Raw genomic sequence first — 26,200 nt, 5'->3', positions numbered from 1 at the left:
TCTGGTATACTTAAAAAGAGAAGCTAAACTTAACGCACGCTGATCGGCAAGAACGATGAGTCATTCTTGTGCACTATAAAGGAGGGCCTCTTGAAATTTCATATAGACAAAAAACTTGGCCAGCAGATCGTTTATACCGTAAAAGATGTCTGCGGCCAGAATGTTAATTTTATAGACTGTTCCGGGATTATTTTTGCAAGCACAGATGAAAAAAGGATTGGCGGTTTTCATGAGATTGGAAAAAAGGCGGCCATGGAGAGACGTACTATAGAGGTAAAAGAAAACGACTGTTTTGCGGGAACACAGCAGGGAGTAAATTTGCCTGTCTACTATCATGACTCTGTCATTGCAGTCATTGGTATCACAGGTGCACCCGAAGCAGTTCGAAAATATGCCCATCTGGCTGAGAGGATAACGCTCCTGCTGATACGTGAGAAGGAACTGAATGCCTTCCGCCGTACCCAGGAGGAAGAACGCCACTACCTGATACATAACCTCCTCACCCCAGGCGCCTTGGATACCAAGCACCTGGAAGACCTGCAGAGCCGCTGGGGAATCGCCCCTGCTCTGAGATACCGGGTCGTTCTCATCCACCTGATTGGTCAAAACTATCTGACAGATATGTCTGCCTTACGTCCCCAGATCCTTCAAATGTTCGGACGGGCGGATATCAAGCTGCACACTTACGACTATCCGGATGAGCACCTGGCCATAGTGGATGAACAGTGTTTTATAGAATCCGAATATCTTTTAAAACAGTTTGCCTCCTCCCACAGCGGTCATGTGAAGATCGCAGTGGGAAAAAGCACCTATCTCCCCCAACTTGCTGATTCCTATGCCTCCTCTGAAAGGGCTCTAAAAAGTCTGTCGGATTCTGAGGAGAACTATAGCGTTTTCGACAAATTGGCCCTGGAAGTGATTCTCTCCTGTGTAGATGCAGGAAGCCGGGATACTTTTTTGGAGAAAATGCTCTCCTCGCTCACCGAAGAAGAAGTCACTCTGCTGTTAACCTACTTTGAGGAGGATGCATCTTTGCTTGGAACTTGTAAAAAACTCTTTCTCCACAAGAATACGGTTCAAAATAAGCTTGACCGGATATACCGGAAGTCTGGGTTCAATCCCAGAAAGTTCCGGGACGGCGTGCTTTTGTATCTGGCGGTAAAGCTGCGCCGGTAGTTTCAGCAAAAGCTTACCTTTTCTTTACCACCAGATCATAGCTCTCCCCAATCATCCTCCTGATCTCCTCATCCGGGATGGTTCCATCCAGGATGATGGAGTTCCAGTGCTCTTTATTCTGGTGGTATCCAGGCAGCACCGAGGCGTACGCTTCCCTCCAGAAGTCTCTCCACTGGGGATCAACCTTCACATTCACCCAAATGTGTCCTTCCCGCTCATAGGTCCAGACAAATGCCTTTTTATTTTTCCTGGACCGTATAAGTACCCAGTTGTCGTCATGAAAGGGAGTATCCAAGTATACATCTTTAAAAGTCAATCCATACTCCAGCACTTCTTCTCTCTTAACCATAAGCTCTCTCCCTGCCAACTAGTCTTTCCGTCTATGTATAATCGGATACTGGTCCAGTATCTCCTGAAAACGGAAGCAGTCCTTAAAGTGATCATTGATGATACCGCAGGCCTGAAGGTGCGAGTATACAGTCACAGAACCCAGGTATTTAAATCCACGCTTTTTCAGATCCTTGCTGACCCTGTCCGAAAATACGTTGCTGGAGGGCATATGCCCCCTATGATGTGCAGCATAGATGATGGGTTTCCCTTTGGAAAATCCCCACAGATATTCGCTGAAACTTCCAAACTCCCTGCGGACTTCCTGAAAACATTTTGCATTGTGGATCACTGCCTCAATTTTGCGGCGCGACCTTATCATCCCCTCTGTCTCCAGAATGCGCACAATGTCCTCCTCCCCGTAGTCTGCCACCAGGTCAAAGGCAAATCCGTCGAAACAGCTGCGGAAAATTTCCTTCTTTTGTATCATCATGTTCCAATTTAAACCGCACTGCATAACCTCCATCATCAGAAATTCGAACTGTTTGCGGTCGTCAAAAAGAGGAACTCCCCACTCCTCATCATGGTATTTCTTCATCTTCTCATTGCAAAGACACCATTCACAACGGTTTCTTGTATCTTGCTGTTCCATCTGTATTTCCTCCTCTGCTGTACTAAGTTCGCCTATCTGTATTTTTTCTTCATGAAAATAGCAGCTCCCAGTGCAATCATACCAGGAATCAAAAACTCTATGCCTCTGGCCAGCGCAAAGACATAAAAAGGTGCAGAGTAGGCCCTTTCATCATAGACAACGTAATCTGCCAGTAATCCTATCGCAAACCCCACAGCAAATAAAATACTCACCCCGTAAAATAATTTGTAATAATTTTCTTTTTTCATCTGTCCCCCTTATGATATGCTGTTTCAGTCCACGCTCGGTAATTTAACCGAGTGCGACTACATCTTTCGATGCGTTGAGAATCCTCCCTTATTCTGGTTAAACATATAAATAGTCTACCTGATGCATATAATTAGTATAATTAAAGCAATGGAGGTTGCTCTCACATGCGCAGTTCGAAAAAGGTATTTATTATTTCCATATTAATTCCATTGGCAGTAGGTGCTCTGTCTGCTTTACTGGGTATGAATGGCATGGCTCAATATACAGAGCTTGCAAAACCGCCCCTATCCCCTCCGGGATTTGTTTTCGGTATTGTGTGGCCTATTTTGTATGTGCTCATGGGTATCAGCTCTGCACTCATCTACCAATCCAAGGATGCACGAAAGGAGGATGCCTTAAAAATCTATGCTGCTCAGCTTGCAGTTAACTTTTTCTGGACCATTTTCTTCTTCGGGTTGGATTGGAGACTGTTCTCTTTCTTTTGGATTCTTCTGCTGATTGTACTGGTTCTTCTGATGATCCGCCAATTTAGCAGCATCAATCCCCTTGCAGGCTACCTGCAGATTCCTTACCTGCTTTGGCTGATATTTGCCGCTTACCTTAATCTGGGCGTTTGGTTTCTGAACCGATAACATCTCTCGATGCGTTGATTGACTTCTTGTCAGTGGGGGATACCGATTTCTCTCCGCCCCCACTGCCACATCGTCATTTAATTCGATTCCCCCAGCATCTCTCTTTTCAGATACTCCAGCTTCCCCTCTGCATCCTCAAGGGAACTTCCTTTCACGCCAAAATAAAACTTAATCTTAGGCTCTGTTCCCGACGGCCTTACACAGCACCATGCATTGTCTTCCAGTTCAAAATAGAGTACATTTGACTTTGGAAGCCCTGTGGGGCGTGTCTCGCCAGATACCAGGTCTTTTCTGACATCGTCCTGATAATCACGGAACGCAAGTACTTTAAAACCTCCCAGCTCTATGGGTGGATTGCTCCTCTTATCCGCCATCATCTCCTGAATCTGCCGTGCGCCGTCAATCCCCTTAAGGGTCAGGGTTGCCAGCCCCTCCTTATAGTATCCGTACTTATTGTACATGTCCAGCATGGCATCCCAGAGGGTCTTTCCCTGCATCCGATAGTAAGCGGCAGCCTCGCAGAGCATCATGACAGCTACGCAGGCATCCTTGTCCCGGGCATAGGTCCCAGCCAGGCATCCGTAGCTCTCCTCCAACCCAAACACATACTGGCCGGAGCCGCTCTGCTCAAAGAGCTTGATCTGCTCCCCGATATACTTAAATCCGGTGAGTACCTCTCTCAACTGCGTATGGTACTCCCTGGCAATGGCTTTTGCCATATCCGTGGTCACGATGGTCTCCACCAGCACCGGATTTTGCGGCATAGTTCCGGTTTTTGTTCTCTCCCGCAAAATATACTCAGCAATCAGCATACCTGACATATTTCCGGTAAAGCTTATATATTCTCCGCTCTTTGCATCTTTTACGTAAACCCCCAGACGGTCCGCATCCGGGTCTGTGGCCAGAACCAAATCCGCCTCCACCTCCCTGGCCAGCTTCAGCGCACATGTCCACGCTTTCTCATCCTCCGGGTTTGGGTAAGCCACTGTTGGAAAATTTCCATCCGGCAGCTTCTGCTCCTCCACAACATAAACATGCTCAAACCCAAGTTCCCTCAGGACTCTCCGCACCGGAATATTTCCTGTTCCGTGGAGGGGTGTATAGACTATTTTCATATCCCTGGCAGCCTCTTTTATCATCTCCGGGTGAATGCTCTGTGCTTTGAGCTGCTCCAGATACTTTCTGTCAAAATCAGTTCCAATTATCCCAAACCGTCCTTGTACACGCGCCTCGTCCTCAGACATGGTCTTTACCTGATGAAAGTCTGTCACCTTTTCCACCTCTGCCAGGATATTTTTATCATGGGGCGGCGTAATCTGAGCGCCGTCCTCCCAATAAACCTTATATCCATTATACTCCCTGGGATTGTGGCTGGCTGTGATCACAATCCCGGCAATGCACCCCAGTTCCCTGACCGCAAAGGACAATTCCGGTGTGGGTCGTAAAGTCTCAAACAAAAAAGTCCTGATTCCGTTTGCATTCAGGCAGAGCGCTGCCTCCCTGGCAAATTCCGGTGACATTCTTCTGGAATCGTATGCAATTGCAACACCTTTCTCCTGTCCATTTTGGGAAAGGATATAGTTTGCCAGCCCCTGGGTAGCCTTGCGCACGGTATAGATGTTCATGCGGTTGGTTCCGGCGCCGATGATCCCTCTTAAGCCCCCTGTTCCAAACTCCAGCTGGCGGTAGAAACGGTCCTCAATCTCCTTTTCATTTCCCTCCAGTGCTCTCAGCTCTGCCTGTGTGTCTTTATCAAAATAAGAATCTGTACACCACTTTTTATAAACTTCCATGTACCCCATTGTATTCCTCCTCATATAGATGTGTCGTTTGACCTGATGTCAGTGAGGGATACTGATTTCTCTGTGCCCGACACTGCTGTTTTTCTTGTTAAATTTAACATTATTTTAACGAAAAATCAACGTCTGCAGAACCATTTTCATCCGGATAAATGAAATTTTAAGTAAGACGGGAAAAGTCAGCCATCCGGCTGACTTTTCCCTATCCCATCAGGACATTATTCGGAAGTCAACGATTTCCTTCCTCATTCCAAACATGGGCCAGTATATCTTTTAAAACTAAAAGTGCATCCATCTGGCTGTACCCGTACTCCCTTTTTAGACGATCCAGCAGTTCCCGCAGTCTGCCAGCGAAATCACTGACTTTTACCTCCTTCTGGTAAGTTGTCAGGACCGGATATTTCTTCCCCCAGACCTTTGTCCAATCAATATTTTTCTGCTTCTCTTCACTGGTATTTTCTATGACCCGCTCGATCTCTTTTAAGTCCACGTCAAAATCGATCAGCTCATCCAAAGACACGTGATACAAAACCGCTAATTTTTTGGACTGGCGTATATCAGGAAGTGTCTCATCCGTCTCCCACTTGGAAATCGTCTGTCTGCTCACCCCCAGTTTCTCCGCAACCTCCTCCTGTGACAATCCACTCTTTTTTCTTGCATTAAATAAACTGTTTCCCAGATCCATAGGTTCCACCTCCAAATTAAGTATGATACCAGTATAGCTGCAAAGAGAAAAAGAATCTACCAATTCTATCTTGCAATTATGCACTTTATCCTAACATTATTTGGTGTGGAAGTCTGGTACAAATCATAACAATTTCTGAAACATTCCATGTTTGTTGCAGAATGCATAGAGAATCCCATGCCCTTTTTTTCTGAATCTCACGGAAATATCCTGTTCCGGATATAATTTTGCCAGCTCAAGAGAGCCGGATGTCACATATGCGATAAACGATATATAATGTCCCTTCTCCATTGGGTGCTGTATTGTCACGGAATACTCGTCATCCACTGTCTCTACGCCAATCAAGTGATTTCCACTACATTTTTCCGCCTCCTGCTCAGGCAGAGTAATCCCGCAGCAGGAAAAACTGCCCTGCCCCACAGCAGTGATAATATTCCCGCAGATGGGGCAGATATAAAAATGTGTTTTTTTCATGTTTGCCGACTGGTTCTCATTTGCTCTCAGGTCACCGGTCAATAATTCTGCAATCGACACTCCCAGGGCTCTTGCTAATTCGTCTATCATACTGATATCAGGAAGCCCCTTGCCGGTTTCCCATTTCGAAACCGTCTTATCACTCACATGAATGGTGTCTGCCAGCTCCCTCTGCGTGATCTTCTTCTTTTCCCGCAAAATCTTTACTGTGTCTCCTGTCACATATCCCATAACATATACCTCTTTTCTTGTTGATGAGTATATCTTATTTGCTTTCGCATCTTTCATCAACCTACGAAGCGTAGAATATTTCCTGACAGGCCAGAATATTTCATTAATTGCGCAGAATTTTCTCCATTTTCCTGCCTTTTGCCAACTCCTCAATCAACTTATCCAGGTATCTTATTTCTTGCATCAGAGGTTCCTCAATATCCTCAATGCGTACCCCACAGATAAGACCTTTAATCAATTTTCTATTCGGATTCAACTCAGGTGCATTCTGAAAAAAATCTTTATAACTGACCGCATTACTTATTGCCTTCTCGATTTCTTCCACACTGTAACCTGTCAGCCAGCATATGACTTCGTTTACCTCATTCACAGTACGCCCTTTTCTCACTGCCTTGTTCAACAAAAGAGGATAGATTTTTGCGAAACTCATAAGATAGACTTTTTCATTTTCCATTATTCAATACCCTTCTAAAATCATCTATTGACCAGTGTCTTTTTCTTCTGTTATTAAGTATAGCAAGGAACGGTAATTATATCAACATCCCATGCCCCATTGATTAACTTTATAATGTACAATTGTTACTGTGAACGTGTGAACAGTAACGTACAATTCCCCCTGCTTTTAGCAGGAGGGAACTGTACACACTTGAATATAAAATTAGTCATAGGCATGATTTATTTTTTAATCGGAAACCACACCTCAGTTATCAATTCCTGCGGATTACTGATTTCCTGGGGATTGTTGATATAAATGTCAAACGGGGCAAAAGCAAGATGATACTGATTTTCCTCGATCCATTTGAGAACCGCAGCATATGCCTTACCAAGTTTGGAGTATTCGCCAACATAGGTGCACATTGCACAAAGACCTGGATTGATCGTCTTTACCCCATTGATTCCCTCCGTTTTTCCGCCGGGCGCAATCGGTATACACACTTCTATATTGGAATGCTCATGCTGGAATTCCTCATCCAAATAAAACGTCATAACCGGGCCCTGGGGCTTAAAACCATTTTTGAAAATTTCTTCAAATACACTGCCAATTACGGTACTGATCTGATTGATTTCAATTGTTGCCTTTTTGCTCATAACACAAACTGGCTCAAAATTCTTCACCTCTACTGCTAAATTTGTCATTTCTTTCATCACTGTTCCTCCTAACTGGATTTCCTGCACTTTTCTTTCAATGCATTGCCGTAACCGAATATTTTCCTGTATCTGGACATTCAACTGCCCGATACGCTCTTTGAGGAAATGTTCCAAAAGGGATTTATCGTTGCTTTCCATAACCGCTTTAATCTGTTCCAGGCGCAGATCAAAGGTTTTCAGTTCTGAAATATATAATATTTCATCAACCTGTTCTTCTGCGTAATATCGGTAACGATTGTCTTTATCTACACTGGCCGGGTGCAAAAGACCAATCTCATCATAGTAACGCAACGTTTTTGTTGAAACACTTCCAATCTTTGAGAATTCTCCTATTGAATACATGGTTCCCTCCCTTCGTATTCCACTATACACGTTCCAGTTAGGGGTAATGTCAAGAACAAATTTAAAAATTTTATAAGAGCTGATACTTACAGAACAAGCACCCATTTTAAGTCCTTCCTGCAAGAAATAAAAATGCCGCCCTGCATAACTGCAATGTTACAAGGCGGCATAAGGTTCTGAATATAGTGCGCTCGGATTATTATCTATTTAGAGGTCACACATCTTTATCTGGTTACGATATCAACTGGTACATTAAATATTTTGGCAACCTTAAGAATTGTGTCGATATGTCTGCCTGTCGCTGCAGCAAAGTGATGTGTCGGCCCGCATTCACTCCACCGGTTCACAAACTCTCTTGCTCCGCAGGTAAAACGGGTTCTCATATTGGTATCACCAAAGGAAAGGATCGTTCCCTCTTCATTAACGCCCTCAGCTACAATGAATTTAAAGTGTCCGTCACCATCCTGTGTAATGGCAAGATAGGTAACCGGTCCTGTGTGCGGATAAAACTGTGTCAAATAACCGCCGCCCGTTTTTCCGTGAAATACCTTTACAATCTTCATGGTTGGTTTCTTATCAGAGATATCCGCATCACCGGAACCACTGTGTCCAATAATTGCAATATCATCGTTAAAATCTATAGAATACATTTCAGCAAGCTGCCCTGTTCCTGAGATTGTCTTTAATATGCTCATTGCCATGGCAACTTTGATATCACCCTCTACCGCGCATGCTGTCCCCTGTTTGATTAACATTGAGAATGCAGGAATAAGCATACTGTCAAGTACACCAGCCTTACCTGTTGCAAATCCGTCATAATGAGAAGCAACCAAACCAAGTTTTTCACTGATAACCCACTGCTCGAAAGCGACAACGTATTTCGCCATCTCCCAGACTTCTTCAATACTTCCTCCGCCCTCTATATCGAACGTATCAAGAATATCCTGTGCCTTGGTACGAATTGCTTCTTCATCCGTAATATCATCGGCAATCGCCCACATTTTCTCCCAGTCAAATTGCTTGGTATACAGGTGCATTCTTCTGTACAGATTCGATTCATCAATATAAAGGTCCATCATACCAGGGTATGGCCTTCCAATCTGGGCAATATTGGTATCACGGAATCTTCTTCTGGTCTGGGCTGCACGGCACCATTGATCTATTTCCGTCTGGACACCGGGATCGCCGCCTTCAACGACACCGGTAATTACAGCATGCCGTTTGCCGTAACGCTCAAGGTCAGCTACCATTTCCCCAACAGCACCGCAGGCATAGCCCTCACCGAGCCATGACGCGATATCTGTATGATCATAATCAAGCGCTTTCAGTTTCTGAAGATTAACAAGAACTACCGGAACATCCAGATCCTTCACAGCCGGAATCATATTGTAGGATGTGGCATACGTCAGAAGCTGCAGAAAAACCAGGTCAACGTCTGCGGAACGGAACAAATCCCCGGCAACCTGAGCTTGTTCTTTCGTGGTTACCATTCCGCCATCAATAATTTCCACCGTGTCGGGAAGTGTCTTTTTAAACGCATCATACTGAGCCTCAAATTCAGGAACCAGTGATGGGAACTGCGGCAGATATGCCCCCAATGCAATGGAAAACACACCTATCTTTGCTTTTGTATCAACTAACATAATTTCTACTCCTTTCAAAAATGTACTGTATGATTTTTCTGTTACTAAATAAATCTAACTATTTCATAGAATTTGACTTTCTTACCAGGCTATAGTAGTTACATTATAATACATGAACCTTACTCTAAGTCAAGCTATTTATAAAAACAGTAAATGCTCACCAACTCCAGCTGTGTACATATAAAAAAGATGTTAAGCCACAGGTTTTAAGCTGTATCCTAACACCATTTTTACATTTCCAAAATATTTAATTCATTCCGCGCTCTGCCACATTTAAGGGCATAAAACCGGACCTCCTTAATCCTATTTTATTTATTCTCTTCTTTTACATCGTACTCTGCCGCAGCCTTATCTGTCACCACATGCAGCAATACCTGATTTCCATGCGTCAATGTGTACTCTGCTCCACAGGCGATGTCTTCCCGTATTTTCCTTGTCATCTTCCCCCTGTCCGGAGCTTTCAGCACACTTCCGCCAGGCTCAAAGAAGCGCACACGGAGCCGGTATCGCCCCTGGCGGATCAGCACTTCCCGGTCTCCCATCCTTGTAACGGAAGCGCCCAGATACGTTGCGAAGCGGTACTCTCTGTTCTCTGTGAAGAGTAAACCTATGGTTCCCGTAAAGCGCATCCCCGCCAGCGGGATCGTCGCCGCCGCAAGCATGATTGATCCTTCCTCCAGAAAATGCTGGGTCCAGATATAGCGTTCGGGAAAGGAAGTTCCACTGTCGCCCTCCATATATCCCGCTCCGTCTTTAAATGATATTTTCCCATTGTCCAGTCTCAGTTCACCGTTCACTGTATGTTTCATACTGTAGACCGCATGTCTGCATTCCATTCCGGGAATATATGAAAACGGGCCCATAATATCATACTTAGGTTCTGAAAATTCTCCAAAGCGCAGAATCCCGCTGACCGTCACGCTCTTTTTCCTACAGTCTCCGCCACCGTCTCTCTGTCCGCTGTCACTGGACTCCCCTGCCCTGAACGCTTCCAGCCGCAGGCGGATTCCTTTCCTGGAAAACAAGTTCTCCCCGATCTGCATAATTCCTTTAAGCCGGTTGATCCGAAACTGGGAGACCGGAAACTCTCTGTACAGACTTCCGCCCTGTGTGATCACCTGAATAGAGCAGGAACATTTTCCTGAAGACAGATGCACTGCTGAGATCACTGCGGCACTCCCTTGTTGTCCCTGGCACCGAAAGTACCACCCATAGAAATAATCACTCATACCTTATTCCCTCCTGTGCTGGTCCGTCTATCAGGTTTCCCTCACAGTCAAACCGGGAGCCATGGCAAGGGCAGTCCCAGGAGCGCTCATCCGGGTTCCATGACAGTTCGCATCCCAGGTGCGGACAAACGATATCTACCTGACAGATCCTATCCTCCTCTGTCTTAAATACACCTGCTTTCCCCTGGGGCGTCTCGACGATTGCCCCATGTCCCCGCGCAAGTCCGGTTATTGTCTCATCCGGAATATGGAAGAACCGTTTCGCCAGTCCTTTTACAGCCTCCCCGCCCTCCTTCATAAGCTGAGGGATCTCCTCCGCCGAGAACCTGGACGGGGCAAATACTTCTGCATAAGGGTTCTCGATTCCACAGATCATGTCCCTGAGCAGCATCGCGGAAACCATTGAGGAACTCATACCCCACTTCTGAAACCCCGTTGCCACAAGCCAGTCCGGATGGTCAGACGCGTACTGTCCAATAAAAGGAATCTTGTCTGTTGTGATACAGTCCTGTGCGGACCAACAGGCTGCTACACGGCTTTGAGGATACAGTTCTTTGGCCGATTCTTTTAGTTTCTCATAGCATCCGCCCTCCCGGTTCTCCCCTGTTCTGTGTTCCTGTCCGCCAAGCAGGATATACTTTTCATACTGCCGGAAAGAGAGCGTATTTTTTCCGTCTCCTATATACATTCCGTCCAGTCTTCCCGCATTCTCAAGTGCCAGCACGTAGGAACGCTCCTGATGCATTCTTGTAAAGTACATACCAGGGAAATTAACAAAAGGGTAATGTGTGGCAAAAATGATCTTACCGGCTCCCACCGTTCCACAAGCTGTTTTGACCAGATTATCTTCCACTTCCGTTACCTGCGTATCCTCATATATTGTCAACTGCTCTGCCAGTGCATTGATAAATTTCAGAGGGTGAAATTCAGCCTGGCAGGGAAAACGCACCGCACCGGCACAGGAGATTGGAATCTCGATCTGTCTCTCATAGGAGGCATTGATCCCCAGTCTCCGCGCTGCCTCTGTCTCCTGTTTTAACTTCTCCCCGTCTGCGGAGTAGACGTAAGCGTCACTCTGTGTCAGATCGCAGTCGATGCACTCCTTTCGAATGATTTTTCTGTACTCCTCCACTGCAGCCTGATTGGCCTGCACATATTTTCTCGCCGTTTCCTCTCCCTTTTTCTCAATAAATGAGTGGCAAAACATCCCATGCTGTGCTGTGATCTTAGCAGTAGTGTTCTTCGTCTGTCCTCCACCGATCTGATCAGCCTCCAGGACAACAGCGTGTACTCCGGCTTGCTCAAGCTGCCATGCGGTCAAGATTCCTGCCATACCTCCTCCAATAACCGCCGCATCTGCCTCAATATGACGATCCAGAGCTGGGCTTTTCTTTCTGTGGCACGTTTTACTCCATATAGATTCCATTTTCCGCCTCCCATGTCCTTTTATATATAACATTTCCCACTGGAGACGGTTTATACCAGTTCTTTCTTCTTACTTATATTCATTGTTCTGTGGCATCCGTTTTTAAGAATTCCAGATCTCATACCCCTGCCGTCTGGCCGAATCATAAACTGGCTGCATATTCTTTTGCAGGATATGAAAGAACTCCTCCCTGCTGTTTCCCTTACGGTACAACTCCTGTCCTGCCCACAGGGAATGAAGATTGTCCTTATAACATCGCTCATACAGTTTTCGAATGCCTGCTTTTTCATGAATCAATCCATACAAAATAAATTGGTTCCCTGCAAACCGATGAAAATACGGCTCCCAATAGGGAAGGCGGTTGTTTTTAGAAGAATTGAGGGAAGAATCCATTGGCATCAGATTCCAGAGTTCATCGTTCATCACAAATGACCATGGAATAAAATGATCCACATCGTACTGCCTGGGCACAACCGGCTCCTGTGTAAATACATCTCTTACCTCCTGAAGTTCCAGTATCCCCTCCCAGAGCTTCCTCACATGATTCAGCTTGCGCATCTTTTCATCCATGGGCGCCAGCTTGTACACCAGCCCCGGCACTTCCGGGTTATTGTTCTGCAGCCACTTCACTTTTTCAAACTGTATCCAGCCTAAAATGGATACGGTGTTATCCTGTATCATTTTGATCCAATCAGGCTGGAAATACATTTCCTTCGCCAGCTTGCCCCCGCTCCCCAATGTATAGGGAAGCAAGACCACATCTCGGTTAATCTTCTCAATATATGCCGTCATTCGCTTTACGCTGTTCCACTCAGCTTTCGTATCTGCTTTCGAAAAGAACCCCGCCAGGGCACGATAGGGAACCATATTTGTCAGCTGTTCTTTTGCTGCCTTCAACTCCAAACCGTGTTCCCGAATCGCATTTTTGATTTCCACCTTAGAAGCATTGGCTGACAGACCACTCAGCTCTGTGAGACGTATCACAGCCCGCTCCAGTCCATCTCTTACTTCACCGCTTGCGGGAAGCCCGCTCAGATGAATATGAAATTCCCGGACCGAGTACCATGCATTACAGATCATTTCATCAATGACAGCATCAAAGGTGGTCTCCCTCACTCCCTCGGAAATTAGCTGTACAATGGCTTCCAGCCAATAGAACTTGTAGCAGTAGGACGGGTCCTTCATCATGTGGGAAAATCCCTCAATATCCAATGTATTATAATACTTCCCGTCAATGTTTAAGGAGTATCCAATATTTCCAGAGTCCATCACTTCCACATACTCCCTTCTTCCTCTAAGTAGGCCTTAAGCTTTTTCAGTTTTCCTTCAGTTATCACCTCGGAGTAATGAAGTCCCTCATAGGTTGAATGCAGGACCGGATAACGCTCCTTGGTCTTTAAGATCAAATGCTCTGAAATCATCCATTCAATAATCGACTGCACGGTATCATAATGCAGCTCCTTTAACGCTCCAAATTCCGGTATCTTATGCAGATTGTTGTCCAACACGCGCTTGGTATTTGTGCCCATGAGAATATCCATCAGCATTCTTACTCCGTAAAATCTCACACGACTCACATTCTGAAGCGCCTTCACTACCGTAAAAATCAATTCATTGAGATCAAACTCATTATACCAAACTGGTTTCAAATCTGCTCTCTGAATCTGAATATAATCATCTTCCTGTCTCTCAGCAGCAAAATCAGGCTTCTCCCTTCCCTCCCGTTTCACTGGCTGCTGCTTTACCACAGACGGTTTTTCTTTCTCTTCCAACTCATATCCCATCAAATCATAATAATATTTCTTTCCAATTGTTTTTTGGCAGCCGGTTCCATTTGGTTTATAATTGGTACAGCCCAAAAAGTATCCATCAGGCTTGCCAGGTTTCACAATGAGATATCCGTCACGGCAGCTGTCACACTTTTGAATGGACAGCTTTCCCGCTTGGCAATAGTTCGTCATAAACCCACATACCTCAGGCTCATTGGTACAGATATATAGCCTTAATCCATATGCTCTTTTATATTTCAGCTGCATGGGATAGCCACATATTGGACAAACTTTTTTCGCTTTGCCCTCACTTTCCTGCTCATTCCAGCTTCCATGCAGCAGGACATTCTTGTAGTCATGCTTCAGCTCCAGCAAAAACTCTGATGGGTTCTGCTCCGGGGCAATAAAGAATACCCTGTTCTTTGTTCTTGTCATAGCCACATAGAAAAGCCTTCTCTCCTCTGCATAATCAATGGAGCGGTCCCCCTTAATAACAAAGGCCAGAACAGGGTCATCCTCTATCTTGGAAGGAAAACCGTAGGTTTCATTTTTTCCATTTACAATAATGACGTCATCATATCCAAGGCCCTTAGAAGAATGTGCTGTCATAAATGTGATATCAAGGCTTGGAAACTTAACACTTTTCAGTTTGTTTCCCCGATTGATATATTCGAAGAGTCCGGACCGCTCCAGTTTGTCCCCGTCAAATCCAAAGCGACCAAGAAGAAGTATGCTTCCCGGTTTCTTGCCTTCCTTTTTCTTATACTCCAGAAGCTGCGCTAAAGCTGTTTCTACAGCGTGCGCTATAGCATAGTTTTCACCACTTCTTCTATTGCCGTTCTTACCCTTTGAGGTACTGTCATAAGTATAGATAATCACAGGATCTTCAATATGCTTCGGGGATATCAATCTCTTACTTATCTGCTCCGTGTTTTTCTGAATAAAATTCCCTGCTATGTCAATGACATCCTGGGAGTTCCGATAGGTCTTTACAATCTTCAGCAGTCTGGCATAACCCATCTTCTCCTCAAACTTTGTAAACAACGTAATATCAGAGCCGCTGAAAGCATAAATGGACTGCCAGTCATCGCCTACCGCAATAATCTTTGCGTCCGTCACTTCAGATAGCGCTTTCGTCAGATCAAATCTCTGTCTGGAAATATCCTGATACTCATCCACAATAATATATTTGAAATCCAGCTTCTGCTTCATTTCTTTGACTTCGCGAAGAATTCTGGCAGATTCATTAATCATATCTTCAAAGTCGACCGCTTTATTTTCATTTAGCCAGCGCTCATACTCCAGATAACAGTCATTACAGATATCCAAAAACAGTTTACTTCGAACATTCTGTGTGGAATGATACATTCTGCTGAATTCTTCTGCTGTATATCCATTCACCTTGAAGTTTGAGATAAATCTGCAGATGAGGTTAATTAGCTTTCTTATGTACCTGTTCTCCTCACCTGCCACCAGCATTTCCATCACTTCTTTATTGGATCTTGGATAAAGCGCAAAACCCTTGGACTCTAATTCCTCCCGCAGATGCGTTAACAATGGTTTGCGGTCTTTATACCTGGAAAAGGTATAGATAAGAGTCGTACCATGCTGCTTATGCAGACGAACCTTATCATTCACAGCCTGTTTATATCTGCTTAACTCATCCTGGCTGTATCTGTCGTTTTCCCCGTTTTCAGATATCCCAAAATGCTCAATATAGGCAATTTTCCCGTTCTGAGAAATAATAAAATCAGGAGTGTATGGTTTCCTGGCATAGAGTATATTGTACGGATAAATCGGTTCATACTCATAGTCAATATTGTTCAAATATAGGAAGTTAGCAATCTCCACCTCCTGATGTGACCTTAGTACTTCATTCTGGATCGTTACGGACTTCTTGGTTCTGGCATCAATCACTTCCCTCTTAAAGTCCTCCAGATCACTTCGCATTGTGGAATAATTTGCCTTTGCAATATCGTTGAAAAATCCATTCAGATCATCGCCCTCATACGGCGCATCAAAGTATGATGCAAAGAACATAATCAATTTATTTACCACGCTCTCATTCTGCAAAATAGAACCCCTGAAATAATCCCTTATCACAAAATAAAGGCTTGCATTGTCCACAATCTTCCGTTTTTCCTCCGGCGAATGTTTGTGAAGAATTGCATTGCCCGTAGAATGAAATGTGGCAATCGGGCATTCTATCCCCAAAGAGCCCTGTATTTTTTCTTTCAATTCCTTTACTGCCTTATTCGTAAAGGATACCACCAGAATCTGGGAGGGTTTCACCCCCTTTTTGTCCACTAAATATTTCACCTTGGCCGCAACCGTCGTTGTCTTTCCGGCCCCAGCGCCAGCTATCACAAGACAATAGTCTTCATCTGTGAGTACTACTTTGCGCTGGTCTTCATCAAGAACAACAGCAGGGTCTACCGCCTTTAATACATGATCCAGGTATTCCTTCTCATTTTCCATTGCCTGCGCTATATACTCTTCATTATGCTTTTCCATGTATGCATCCGCATTTGTATATAAATCCATAGCAAAATGGACATCTCTTTCTGAGATGCCGTTACGTGTACAGAAATCTTCGGTCATACCAGTGCTCTTCAGTGCGTCAAAGACCTCAAGTACGGGGGCATATTTCTGTATTTTATCCACATAGTCGCTTTTTGCTATGTATCTGTTCTCCTTTATATAGTCTTCCATCATTTGCTTAAATTCCAGAAGTTTTACAACATTCTTGTTTGGAGATGCTGCCTGCATTTCCGATTTGGCAGAATTCACCGACTCCACACTCTCGCTCGTTTTTCTAAGACCAAATATCCGTTGAAGAAATCCCACTTGCCATGGCCTCCTTATGATTATGTTATATCACTTGTAATTATTCAGTACCTTCATAATTACATTCGAAAATCCATGAAAAAGAATCCTGCGCGCGGGATTCTCCGCCTTCGGCGATGTGATTTTCTCACGTTCTGCGCATTGAATGCGCAGACCTGCTGAACAGTTACCATCACTTTTATATTTTTGTATTCCCAGATACGCATGACCATATTTTACCATAGCATACCGCTTTTTTCTATCTATAAAAAGACATATTTCTGCAAAGAAAAGCACCCGTCATTGCTGACAGATGCTTATTATAGAATATTCCTTATACTAAAAAATCATCTTAACTACACTGCAAAATCAACCATATATTATCAAAATTTTGATTTTTTAGATCCTGTTTTCGTATCCAAAAATAGATATGTCCACAGTCCCCAAACATAATCTCTCCATCGTCACTTTCAACTGTTCCCATTTGGAACAGCAATATCCACTCTTTACTTTTCTCTTTTATTTCTTCCAATACGCTCCCCGGAACCGCCGCTAAGTCTTCAGGGGAGCCCTGACGATACCCCCTTGATAATGATTCACATTCTTCTTCCATGGATGACTGAACCGTGTCAGGATACCCGAGGAGTTTCGTTACCTCGCCCCATTCATCACAAGAGTAGCCGCATTCCTCACGACATTCCTCGTAGTCATCCCATTCAAAATCCATATCCGTAACCCCATCCGGAAAATCTTCCACCGCCGGAATACTGATATGTTTTTCAAACGTAACGTCAAGTTCTGGCACAATCGCTTCTTCATCCATATCATCTGGAATATCCATTGGGACCAGACCCTCTGTCCCTGGAAAATAATACACCTTTGCTGAACCGTTATCTTCAGGAGCAAAACCCCATGGCATACTGACCGTTTCATAAAAGAAACTTAATATTCCAGTCTTGGGTAAAAGCTTTTCCGTATCATAGTGTTTCACATCTTCAAGATTAACCTGGGCCATAAAGGATAAGGGACGTTCTTTTGTAATGTTATCATAGGACTCGCCCAAATATCTGGGCCACACAAAATCATGCGGTACTGCCGGCTTGCCGCCAATTTTACTTTTACAGACAGGAAGTGGTTCGTCTGCCATTTCATAAGTAATACGAATTTCATTTTTTGCCAGCATTATCAATAATTTTTTTAGTTTCTCTCTCTTATATTTACTCATGTCACTCTCCCTAACATCTTTGTATGTCACATACCTGCTATTTTTCTTACTGTATTTGCTGTTCGAATTGTAATCTTGTCACTCACCTTCGAGTTGGCAGTCTTTGACCACCAATTTGTCTTTCGGTAATCCTTCCGGCTGAATGACCAGAAAATAGTGTTCTTATAGTGGTGCACCTTCTCATATTCCCCTTTCGGATCGCCGATCTCATTACAAAACTCCTCATAAGATAAAGAAGGCATCATAAAGATAAGATTATCATATATTTCTTTATTGTCATCTCCCCATCCGCAAGGAGCATTGTTTAATATATCTTTTAAATCATCCTGCGAGACAACCAAAACCGGTATGTCCAAATCAAAGCTGTCTTTTATAAACAATTCTATTTTATTCGAAAGAACGTTTCTATCATCAATGGCACTTAAAAAGACTACATTGCCACTGTTCAAATAGGTTGCAGCCCCTGGAAAGCCTAATTTTGCAAAGCCCATTTTTAATTCAGACATAGATATCTTGTTTTTTCCGCTTATGTTTATTCCCCTTAACAAGGCAATATATTTTTTCATACAATCGTTTCCTCCCTGGTCTGACTTGGTGAACAGGTGTATACTCCATTTCGATGCCTCTCTCGCTTAATGCTTCGTAAAAGTCCATACTTTATCTATCAATTTCTTTTTCAATAAAATAGTTCGCAATTTCGAAAGCTTTTACCCGTCTCTTTGCCAATGTGATTTGCGACTTATATCTCTCTGCATTTTCTTTTGATTCAAAAGTCTTTATTGTTTCCTGCAGCTTATGCAATGTTGAATCAATTTGTCTTTTCGCTTCTGCTAATTCATCTTGTGAAATTTCCATCTTTACCCCATTTCCACTATTGAAATATTGACGCCTGGTCAGGCAAACTCCTATACGCCATAATTATATCCCATAAGTTCTGCTATGTACACTCTCTATATCTGTTATTTCTATCATACACCGCGATCCGTATGTATTCTCCCCTACACCGGGAAGAAAGCGAAAAATATGGCTGTAAACAATCCTATTTTGTCTCCAAGCCTCTGGAAAAGAATGTCTAGGACTACCTATTTCCGTCAGCATCAGAGTAAAACTAAGAATTTATAATATCTCCCTTCTCAACTGTTTTAATATTGCTAAATATTTTCTTGCTTGTTTCTTTCCTTGGATTCTTGCTGCAAATTCTTTCTCCTTTAATCTGCAATGCTCGACAGCGCCTATTTGCTACTGTATACCCGTCATTTCTGTTTTCAGCAACGAATACATCTTCATATCAATAACTTCGCCGTTCTTTACAGCGTTACTTCTTAATGTACCTTCGTATTGAAAACCTGCTTTTTCAAGTACACGGCAAGATGCGACATTGTACGCAAATGGTTCTGCATAGATACGGATAATATCGCTCTTGTCAAAAACATACCTGCAGATTTGTTTTACGGCTTCCGTCATAATACCTTTGCCCCAATATTCTTCTGCGATGTAATACCCCAATTCGGCAGTCTGCCTATGAATGTTACCCTGGCGAAAAATTCCGATACTGCCAATCACTTTATCTTCTACTGTAATAGCAAAAGCAAAAGTTTCATTTTCATCCGCAGAAAGCATCGCAGAGATATAATCTTTTCCGTCCTGCTCAGTGTAAGGGTACGGCAATCCATCCCGAAGATTATCTTGTACTTTTTTATTGGAAAGAGTCGTTGGTAAATATATTGCATCCGACCACTCCCATTTTCTTATTTTACAAATCACTTTCCCACCTCCATGATAAATTTTGAAAATGCATTAATCGATAATAATTTTAATAGAGGAACACTTTCCACTATTGCATTTGCTTTCTGAAACACTACAAGCGGCTACTCCCAATACAAGATCTATCAATGCTTTTAATATAATTTTATCCCCTGCTTTGGAAAGCGGTTCTTCTACTGAAATACTACCGTTCGTGTTAATTTTCGTGTGCATAAATAAGTTGACCGGTGTGATAATTGCACGCTGTTCTCTAAGCACCTTATTAATATTTTCAAAGCAGTTCGGGTGTTTTTCGCCGTTATGGTAGAAGAACTCATACATTTCCGGCCGGCAGCATGGGTGGAGCAAATCATGTTCTCCAACATCATCAGAAAGCACCTTCATCATGGGCCGGTATAGGTTTGTAAAAATAGTATCACCAATATTTAATTTCAAAGACTCGTTACAGTCAATCGTAACACCGGTTGAAAGAAATTCATTTGTATTTCCCTTCACTTCGGCAAAAAAATCCACCACTTGACCGCCTTCAATATCAATCACTGTAATGCTTTGACCTTGCTTAACATCAATTTTCGTTCCCGAACACGCCGGAATTATATATTCTTTACTCATTATATTCACCTCCCGATTTTCAATTTTATACAAACAAAGCCAGCTGTTTCCCTACCAGTATAGCAGGAAACAGCCGGACAATCAAAGGTAATATATTTCGCTTTAACGGGTTTTTTATTACACACAAGGCATAATAGCCACATTTACGCACTAAGTAAATACCCTCTCATTCGTGGTGCAAATTAAATTTCCATGACATAAATCTCATTACTTGTATCAAAGAAAAATCCGCAGGATAATAGTGTATTACAAGAAGCCTTATTTTCCTGCTCAGGCTGCACAATGATGCGTTTAGCGTTATACTGCAATTTTATTTCTTGAATCAGCAATTGTACAATTCCTTTGCCATATCCCTTACCAATATATTTTGTATCACCAATCAGATAGTCTATGCTGTAAGTACCGTCTATATCCGTATCACCATGCCACTCCTCTCCACTGTGATAGTATTCATAATACTGGCAGAAGCCAATAGGCTTACCCTCTGATTCTACAATAAAGTGATGTAAAAATGAAAATTTATCTTTCCTTTGTTTGACTTCATCCATCCAATCCAGTGGGTCGTGATACCATTGGGCTACATGGGGCATATATAGCCATTTCTCAAATAGAGCAACGTCCTCATTGCGAAACAGTCGAAGTTTTAATTTATCCAAGCGACCTTCTCCTTTCTAAACATGAATAATATTTCATATTTTTATTATAACATTGTTGATTTTTTTGTCAATATGAATAATACTTCACATTCATTGACTAATGGAAGGTTATACTATATACTTGATCTTATGAGAGGTGGTGTATGATTTGAGTAATTTATCTATCCGTAAACCAATGCAAAAACGCTCCATTGAAAAAAAAATAAAAATAATAAAAGCTGGCTTAGATTTGTTTTGTAAAAAAGGGTTTTACAATACAAACACTGTTGAAATTGCAAAGACAGCAGGTGTTTCCACCGGAACAGTATACAGTTATTTCAAAGACAAAGAAGATATTTACATTGCTTCTTTTAAATATTTCCTCGATAGTTACCTTAGACCATTACTAAATGAATTAGAATCCCTCCCGAAACCCGTTGATACGCATGTACTTGTTGATAAGTGTATTGACTTATTTATCAATCTCTATGTAAATTCTAGGCAAACCGTAAATGAGTTAGGCCTTATGCAACAATCAAACCCGGAAATTATGCAACAGTTTGCAGCATATGAGGATATGATTTTATCGGCACTTGTAAAAGCCTGTGACAACCCTAATGTGGCTAAGAAAAATCTATCTGAAAAGATGTATCTACTCTATACTTTGGCAGATATTTTAGGACAAGAGCACGCTTTCCATTATCATAAAAACATAGATTTAGAGGTGTTGCGCCGACAAATAACAACCATGATTACTTATCTGTTTACAGAAAACCAGTAATAAAAAATATTCTAATGCATATAGTTTTTAATCTCTTTATTTCGGATTTTATCGACCTCACTTGTAAACACTATATGCTTGAAAAAGTGCCTAAAATTAAGGATTTCTACATAATTTGTCGTTGTAGCAACACACAAGTCTCTATATGGCTTGAGCGGCGTAGAAAATGCCTGTATTTCAGTAAATAGGTCAAAGGCGATTTATCGCTTTTTCACGGTTTTGGACGTTCTCCCTTTGGTAATTGGTCAACAGCACTTTCAAAGTACAGGTCTGTTCATGGGGGAACAGGCAACGGGTTTTATTCCCATAAATATCTTAGCAAACTGGAGATTCTGACTGTCTCTCATACTAATTAAGTCATATATGACAGTTACATAGGTTTTAGATTTTTATTGAGCCTATCCACCATCCAGGCAATACGCTTGTCCCGTCCGGCATCTGTCTTTGCATCAAGATATGCCCGTGTATAAGTTTTCTTTACGGACAAAGACATGGCTTGAAAATTTGTATAAGCGGGTTCATACCCTTCCAGCAGTGCGGACAGGTGGGCAATCTGCTCCTCTGTAATGGCTGCCAAAGGATTTGAAACATACCACTGTCCGTTCTTCTTGGCCTCATCTATCTTCTTCCTGCCAAAATCAGTCATAAGTCCTCTTTCCTCAAGATTTTTTACCAATGCCTTATTCTTCTCTGACCATTTGCTATTCTTTCTGCGCAGAGAAAAATACTTCTTATAAGTCTTATCATCTATCTTTTCCATCTGTCCGTCAATCCAGCCAAAACAGAGTGCTTCTTCCAAGGCTTCTCCCGCTTTTATAGTTTTTGGCCCACCAGCCTTGCCGAACAAAAGCCAAATCCCATCCTTTGATACACAATGCTCGCAGAGCCATTCACGAAATTCTTCTCTGTTGGGGAATTCCATTATTTCACTCATAATATATCTCTCCTTATCGTTTACTTCATTTATTAAAAGAGTACTATTTTAAATTTTTCAAATCCTATAAACCAGACGTTTCATCATCCATCTTCTCTTGACACTCGCTGCATTCCCTGTCATGAATAGAAATAATGCCGCCACATTTTGAACAGATATATTTTTCTTCCTGCTGTTCCATAAATGCATCCAACCCATATTGACGAACAAACTCACTATTTTTCATAAGGCTTGCTTGATATCTCTTATTATAACTTTTTTCAAGACTCTTTATCAGCTTGCATGGATAATCAGAACACTCGAAACAATAAGACAATCCTTTGTCTTTAATACAGTCTTTTAACTTGCATTTACGACAATGTTCCGGCTTGCCTTTGTCACTGTTCAAACACCCTGCACATGGCGTTTTATGATAGCAATGTTTATAGCAGACCTTGCAATTCATTTCACAAGGGGCAAACATGATAGTATCCATATTTTCTGTTGGCATTTTCATAGCTCATTGACCCTTTCCATTTTTAACTCCCTGATAAACTGGAAACTGTAATTATCTTTCTTTTTTTATTATGTAAGATTGCAGGCTTTTCTGGCTGCCATTCTTTTCATAAAATGCTTCTATTCCCGGCTGTGCGCCAAAATATAACATGGTTGGGGTATTGTCCCTTGCCAGTTGAAGAAGTTTACTTCCAATCCCTTGATTTTGATTTTCTGGAAGAACGAGCAATTCTGTAATTGTCCCAAAATAATAACCATCTGAAAGAATACGCAAACAGCCTACAAGTACGTTACCGTCATAAGCAGTAATCTTTATTGTTTTGGATAACGCAATCTGCGTTTTTCCATGCCATAATCGCCTTGCCATATCTGATTAACAAAACGGATAAAAAATGAAGCACTAATTTTTTATCGTCTACTTAATATTCTATCATTTGTATCTCCGTAACTACTGATTTATTAAAAATCACATTGCAACTATTTTTTTCAAAGGACGGCTGTTCTAATTGTAATCATTTCACCAATTCCTGCGCTTGCTGTTTTTTTCCACCAGTTTGCTTTCGCATATTTCTTTCTGTCAAAAGACCAGAAAATTGCATTCTTACAGATACATATCTGTTCCAGTTCTTTTGTTGGCTTGCCTATTTTCTCAGCTATTATTTCAGCGATAGCAGAAAACATAACAAAAATCAGATTATCATATATTTCTTTGTTATCATTTCCCCACCAAACAGGGGCTTCACTTAATAAATCCTTCAATTCTTCTTGTGAAATAACAAAGGCTGGAATATCCAATTCAAACCGTTCTTGTATCATTACCTTGTTTTTATCTGTAAGAACAATTCCACTTCGTTCGTCAGCCGAAAAATAACATTTCCGCTACCCTGATATGTAAAAACATCTATACAGCCAAGTTCTATAAAACATGATTTCAACTCTGCCATAGGAATTTTATTTTTCCCACTTATATTGATACCTCTTAATAAAGCAATATATCTTTTCAAAATTAGTCTCCGCTTCTATTGCTACTGATATTTTCCAATGCTTGTGCATTATTCGAAGTTATCGTTGCAAGCCTGTCGCATTGATTCATTTTATCACAATCCCCACAAGTAGTTAACTTCCTGCACACAGCACATTTTCTAATAGGACATATAGCATCACAAAATGGTGTTTTCGCTCCGTCTACTCGGCATCCAACACAATTAATCATTTCTGCTGTAATCTTAGCTCCGTTTAGTTTTGTCCACAGTTCAGCCGTTTTTTCTCGCAAATCATTATCATTATTAAGTGTTGCAATACGGGCATCACATTTTTCACAATCCAGTCCACAATACGCAATTAACTCATTCATTCGATTTCCTCCGTTTAATTTCTATTTTCATTGATACCAAAAAGTTTTTCAAAAAATTTAAAATCTTTCTGATAATAAAATATTGGGAAATTCCGAATCATTCATTGAAGCGGTTATTCCAATTTTTAGAATGGCTTATTTAGGCTATTTTCTTTTTGTTTCATAAGCTTTATGCTATCCAAATAGTCCCTCTTGCCACTTCACGATTCCCCTCTTTTAGAACCCGTCGGAATTTCTGACAGGTTGAATTTTAATCAAACACACCTTCGCTTTAAATATATGTTTCACAACATTGGTATGAAATGTTCGAGATAAATCTACCTTCTACTACCGTGGCACACCGCCTGTATTTATTATCGCCAGATCCTTTTTTACTCCTCATCATAAATCGTTCCTGCCAATTCGATATATTCAGCATTTTCAGACTGTACACTAATATATACGCCTATATCACGATACATTAAAATCAGTTCCTCATTCACTTTGCGGTACGCACGTTCTTTGGCAGACTCGATAATATCGACAATCTTTTCAAATTGCTCACCGTAAGATATCAAATCACTCATAATATAGTTCCTTTCCAAATAATCACCTACTTTTTAGGATTGATTTTGCCTTTAGTCACAACTACAATCGCAAAACTTGCAACTGCACCAGCTACACCCACTGTTGCCTTCAATCCATTTTTTACACTCTGCACTTGTTCATTTCTGCAGGATTCGCATTTTTTATGCTTATATCCGTCTGAAAGTGGTTTTTGACACTTCTTATATACCTTATTCTCCATCGTCATCACCTTCTAAGAAAGACACATTTTCTATGCAGGGAAGTGCCTGTATTTTTATATTGATATCCGGTAGTGTTTTAGACCAGTAATTTTCAGGTGCTGGGTCAATCAAATCCAATCTCTGTATCAAGCCGTCAGTAGATAAGTATGCCTTCTGTAAGTATCCCGCATAATATTGAAGGCTTTGACGCGCTGCCGCACTTTCTCCCAATTCCTGATATGCTATCGCCTCTGCCAATGAAACCATATTCACAGCGGACAAACTTTCTCGGATTTCATTCATCCTTTGACTTATCTTTTCAGGATTTGCACCAGATATGAGTTTGCCCCAGAAAGACTCCGGTTGTTCCTTTATAAAGGTCAAATTAGCATTTTGACTTTGCATCAAAAATATTCTGCTATCTTCCGCATCAGAAGCAATTCTCATAAGTGCTATTGCTATCAATTCAGGATTTTTAATCTGCGTGGCTTGCAATAGTTTTTGCTGACAGCTATATGCTATTGCCAATCTGTCGTATTCTTGTCCCTGCCTTACTTCTTCAATTGCAAGTTGAACCGTATGAATTTCTTCTGCAATCTGAGCCATCTGCATTTGAGCTGCATAACTGGACATTGCTTCAGTTAATGCAAGCGATAGGTCAATACTCTTAAGAGAAATTGTTGATACAATTTTATTCGTTTCCGTGTTTACCAAAATTGCCATTAACGTGCCATCTTTTTTTGTCATGAGCTTTAAGGCCCCATTGGCTATCTGTGTTTTCTGTTCATCAGTCAAAATTGCTTGGAAAGCCTGCTCCGGAACACTGACTTTTACCAAATTGATAAAAGCTGGTGCTTTGTATAACATCTCCTCAATTTTCTTAAATGCGGTTTTAGCACCTTTTAACAGTGGTTTTGCCACTTCGGGCGTATCAGAAAAATGTTCAACAACTTCATAACTGTAATCTTCATCAGCAATTATTTCAATGTATTCTGGTGATATATCAATTGTTTCTTCCATTAAG

The 26,200-nt window shown here is 41.9% G+C and carries 29 protein-coding genes and 1 pseudogene; 3 read left to right on the top strand and 27 right to left on the bottom strand.

Going from position 1 to position 26,200, the window contains the following annotated elements; genetic code table 11:
- Positions 1-90: 90 nt before the first annotated feature.
- On the top strand, positions 91-1,176 hold the full coding sequence (locus AC0THY_RS10525; RefSeq protein ID WP_489990561.1) for a CdaR family transcriptional regulator: 1,086 nt from the start codon (positions 91-93) through the stop codon (positions 1,174-1,176).
- Between the two features lie 13 nt (positions 1,177-1,189).
- Here the strand turns inward: AC0THY_RS10525 and AC0THY_RS10520 are convergent, their stop codons facing one another.
- Genes AC0THY_RS10520 through AC0THY_RS10510 form a run of 3 tightly spaced genes read right to left on the bottom strand, consistent with a single transcriptional unit; the run spans position 1,190 to position 2,403 of the window.
- Complete coding sequence (locus AC0THY_RS10520) at positions 1,190-1,525, bottom strand: MmcQ/YjbR family DNA-binding protein (RefSeq protein ID WP_489990560.1); 336 nt, start codon at positions 1,523-1,525, stop codon at positions 1,190-1,192.
- Between the two features lie 18 nt (positions 1,526-1,543).
- Positions 1,544-2,155: a DNA-3-methyladenine glycosylase I gene (locus AC0THY_RS10515; RefSeq protein WP_489990559.1), complete on the bottom strand. Its 612-nt coding sequence runs from the start codon at positions 2,153-2,155 to the stop codon at positions 1,544-1,546.
- Between the two features lie 32 nt (positions 2,156-2,187).
- A complete protein-coding gene (locus AC0THY_RS10510) occupies positions 2,188-2,403 on the bottom strand; it encodes a hypothetical protein (RefSeq protein ID WP_489990558.1) in 216 nt (71 codons plus the stop codon).
- A gap of 165 nt (positions 2,404-2,568) precedes the next feature.
- On the opposite strand from AC0THY_RS10510, the gene AC0THY_RS10505 reads away from it, so the two are divergent.
- Complete coding sequence (locus AC0THY_RS10505) at positions 2,569-3,036, top strand: TspO/MBR family protein (RefSeq protein ID WP_489990557.1); 468 nt, start codon at positions 2,569-2,571, stop codon at positions 3,034-3,036.
- Between the two features lie 77 nt (positions 3,037-3,113).
- Here AC0THY_RS10505 and AC0THY_RS10500 read toward each other — a convergent pair whose 3' ends face one another.
- The 16 genes from AC0THY_RS10500 to AC0THY_RS10425 all read right to left on the bottom strand — a co-directional run bounded on the left by AC0THY_RS10500 (position 3,114) and on the right by AC0THY_RS10425 (position 20,866).
- The gene (locus tag AC0THY_RS10500) at positions 3,114-4,838 is read right to left on the bottom strand and encodes a phospho-sugar mutase (RefSeq protein ID WP_489990556.1); all 1,725 of its coding nucleotides are present in this window, start codon (positions 4,836-4,838) and stop codon (positions 3,114-3,116) included.
- Positions 4,839-5,064: 226 nt separating this feature from the next.
- The gene (locus AC0THY_RS10495; protein ID WP_489990555.1) at positions 5,065-5,520 is read right to left on the bottom strand and encodes a helix-turn-helix transcriptional regulator; all 456 of its coding nucleotides are present in this window, start codon (positions 5,518-5,520) and stop codon (positions 5,065-5,067) included.
- 123 nt (positions 5,521-5,643) lie between these two features.
- Positions 5,644-6,225 (bottom strand): helix-turn-helix domain-containing protein, encoded by a 582-nt coding sequence (locus AC0THY_RS10490; protein WP_489990554.1) that lies wholly within the window; start codon positions 6,223-6,225, stop codon positions 5,644-5,646.
- Between the two features lie 103 nt (positions 6,226-6,328).
- Positions 6,329-6,679 (bottom strand): DUF2200 domain-containing protein, encoded by a 351-nt coding sequence (locus AC0THY_RS10485; protein ID WP_489990553.1) that lies wholly within the window; start codon positions 6,677-6,679, stop codon positions 6,329-6,331.
- A 221-nt stretch (positions 6,680-6,900) separates the two neighbouring features.
- On the bottom strand, positions 6,901-7,716 hold the full coding sequence (locus AC0THY_RS10480) for a MerR family transcriptional regulator (RefSeq protein ID WP_489990552.1): 816 nt from the start codon (positions 7,714-7,716) through the stop codon (positions 6,901-6,903).
- Between the two features lie 224 nt (positions 7,717-7,940).
- On the bottom strand, positions 7,941-9,359 hold the full coding sequence (locus AC0THY_RS10475; RefSeq protein ID WP_489990551.1) for an arabinose isomerase: 1,419 nt from the start codon (positions 9,357-9,359) through the stop codon (positions 7,941-7,943).
- 308 nt (positions 9,360-9,667) lie between these two features.
- Positions 9,668-10,588, bottom strand: a complete 921-nt coding sequence (locus AC0THY_RS10470; RefSeq protein WP_489990550.1) for a hypothetical protein — start codon at positions 10,586-10,588, stop codon at positions 9,668-9,670.
- A complete protein-coding gene (locus AC0THY_RS10465) occupies positions 10,581-12,014 on the bottom strand; it encodes an FAD-dependent oxidoreductase (protein WP_489990549.1) in 1,434 nt (477 codons plus the stop codon). Before AC0THY_RS10465 ends, AC0THY_RS10470 begins: the two co-directional genes overlap by 8 nt.
- A 102-nt stretch (positions 12,015-12,116) precedes the next feature.
- Positions 12,117-13,283, bottom strand: a complete 1,167-nt coding sequence (locus tag AC0THY_RS10460) for an HNH endonuclease domain-containing protein (protein ID WP_489994176.1) — start codon at positions 13,281-13,283, stop codon at positions 12,117-12,119.
- Positions 13,283-16,630 carry a UvrD-helicase domain-containing protein gene (locus AC0THY_RS10455; RefSeq protein ID WP_489990548.1) on the bottom strand — a complete coding sequence of 1,116 codons (3,348 nt, stop codon included), beginning with the start codon at positions 16,628-16,630 and terminating at the stop codon, positions 13,283-13,285. The genes AC0THY_RS10460 and AC0THY_RS10455 overlap by 1 nt, the downstream gene beginning before the upstream one ends.
- A 331-nt stretch (positions 16,631-16,961) precedes the next feature.
- Positions 16,962-17,834, bottom strand: a complete 873-nt coding sequence (locus AC0THY_RS10450; protein ID WP_489990547.1) for a YwqG family protein — start codon at positions 17,832-17,834, stop codon at positions 16,962-16,964.
- A 26-nt stretch (positions 17,835-17,860) separates the two neighbouring features.
- Positions 17,861-18,400 carry a DUF1697 domain-containing protein gene (locus AC0THY_RS10445; protein WP_489990546.1) on the bottom strand — a complete coding sequence of 180 codons (540 nt, stop codon included), beginning with the start codon at positions 18,398-18,400 and terminating at the stop codon, positions 17,861-17,863.
- A gap of 91 nt (positions 18,401-18,491) precedes the next feature.
- The gene (locus AC0THY_RS10440) at positions 18,492-18,689 is read right to left on the bottom strand and encodes a hypothetical protein (protein ID WP_489990545.1); all 198 of its coding nucleotides are present in this window, start codon (positions 18,687-18,689) and stop codon (positions 18,492-18,494) included.
- A 384-nt stretch (positions 18,690-19,073) separates the two neighbouring features.
- A complete protein-coding gene (locus AC0THY_RS10435) occupies positions 19,074-19,598 on the bottom strand; it encodes a GNAT family N-acetyltransferase (RefSeq protein WP_489990544.1) in 525 nt (174 codons plus the stop codon).
- A 33-nt stretch (positions 19,599-19,631) separates the two neighbouring features.
- The gene (locus AC0THY_RS10430) at positions 19,632-20,210 is read right to left on the bottom strand and encodes a DUF1989 domain-containing protein (RefSeq protein WP_489990543.1); all 579 of its coding nucleotides are present in this window, start codon (positions 20,208-20,210) and stop codon (positions 19,632-19,634) included.
- Between the two features lie 182 nt (positions 20,211-20,392).
- A complete protein-coding gene (locus AC0THY_RS10425) occupies positions 20,393-20,866 on the bottom strand; it encodes a GNAT family N-acetyltransferase (protein ID WP_489990542.1) in 474 nt (157 codons plus the stop codon).
- A 148-nt stretch (positions 20,867-21,014) separates the two neighbouring features.
- Between AC0THY_RS10425 and AC0THY_RS10420 the strand changes: the two genes are divergently transcribed.
- Positions 21,015-21,626 carry a TetR/AcrR family transcriptional regulator gene (locus tag AC0THY_RS10420; RefSeq protein ID WP_489990541.1) on the top strand — a complete coding sequence of 204 codons (612 nt, stop codon included), beginning with the start codon at positions 21,015-21,017 and terminating at the stop codon, positions 21,624-21,626.
- Positions 21,627-21,996: 370 nt separating this feature from the next.
- On the opposite strand, the gene AC0THY_RS10415 is transcribed toward AC0THY_RS10420, so the two are convergent.
- The 8 genes and pseudogenes from AC0THY_RS10415 to AC0THY_RS10380 form a co-directional block, all read right to left on the bottom strand.
- Complete coding sequence (locus AC0THY_RS10415; RefSeq protein WP_489990540.1) at positions 21,997-22,560, bottom strand: YdeI/OmpD-associated family protein; 564 nt, start codon at positions 22,558-22,560, stop codon at positions 21,997-21,999.
- A 64-nt stretch (positions 22,561-22,624) separates the two neighbouring features.
- Positions 22,625-23,050, bottom strand: coding sequence for a DUF3795 domain-containing protein (locus AC0THY_RS10410; protein ID WP_489990539.1), 426 nt, complete (start codon positions 23,048-23,050; stop codon positions 22,625-22,627).
- 57 nt (positions 23,051-23,107) lie between these two features.
- Positions 23,108-23,422, bottom strand: a complete 315-nt coding sequence (locus AC0THY_RS10405; RefSeq protein ID WP_489990538.1) for a GNAT family N-acetyltransferase — start codon at positions 23,420-23,422, stop codon at positions 23,108-23,110.
- A 119-nt stretch (positions 23,423-23,541) separates the two neighbouring features.
- Positions 23,542-23,999: pseudogene (locus AC0THY_RS10400) on the bottom strand (DUF1697 domain-containing protein).
- A gap of 62 nt (positions 24,000-24,061) precedes the next feature.
- On the bottom strand, positions 24,062-24,409 hold the full coding sequence (locus AC0THY_RS10395) for a DUF3795 domain-containing protein (RefSeq protein WP_489990537.1): 348 nt from the start codon (positions 24,407-24,409) through the stop codon (positions 24,062-24,064).
- A 371-nt stretch (positions 24,410-24,780) separates the two neighbouring features.
- Positions 24,781-24,975 carry a hypothetical protein gene (locus AC0THY_RS10390; RefSeq protein WP_489990536.1) on the bottom strand — a complete coding sequence of 65 codons (195 nt, stop codon included), beginning with the start codon at positions 24,973-24,975 and terminating at the stop codon, positions 24,781-24,783.
- A 26-nt stretch (positions 24,976-25,001) separates the two neighbouring features.
- A complete protein-coding gene (locus AC0THY_RS10385) occupies positions 25,002-25,196 on the bottom strand; it encodes a hypothetical protein (RefSeq protein ID WP_489990535.1) in 195 nt (64 codons plus the stop codon).
- Complete coding sequence (locus tag AC0THY_RS10380; protein ID WP_489990534.1) at positions 25,186-26,196, bottom strand: hypothetical protein; 1,011 nt, start codon at positions 26,194-26,196, stop codon at positions 25,186-25,188. The genes AC0THY_RS10385 and AC0THY_RS10380 overlap by 11 nt, the downstream gene beginning before the upstream one ends.
- Positions 26,197-26,200 lie beyond the last annotated feature (4 nt).

This window comes from Ruminococcus sp. 8Y-12 (assembly GCF_058119865.1).
Note: the sequence above shows the minus strand (reverse complement) of the source record. Positions and strands in the feature narration are given on the sequence as shown.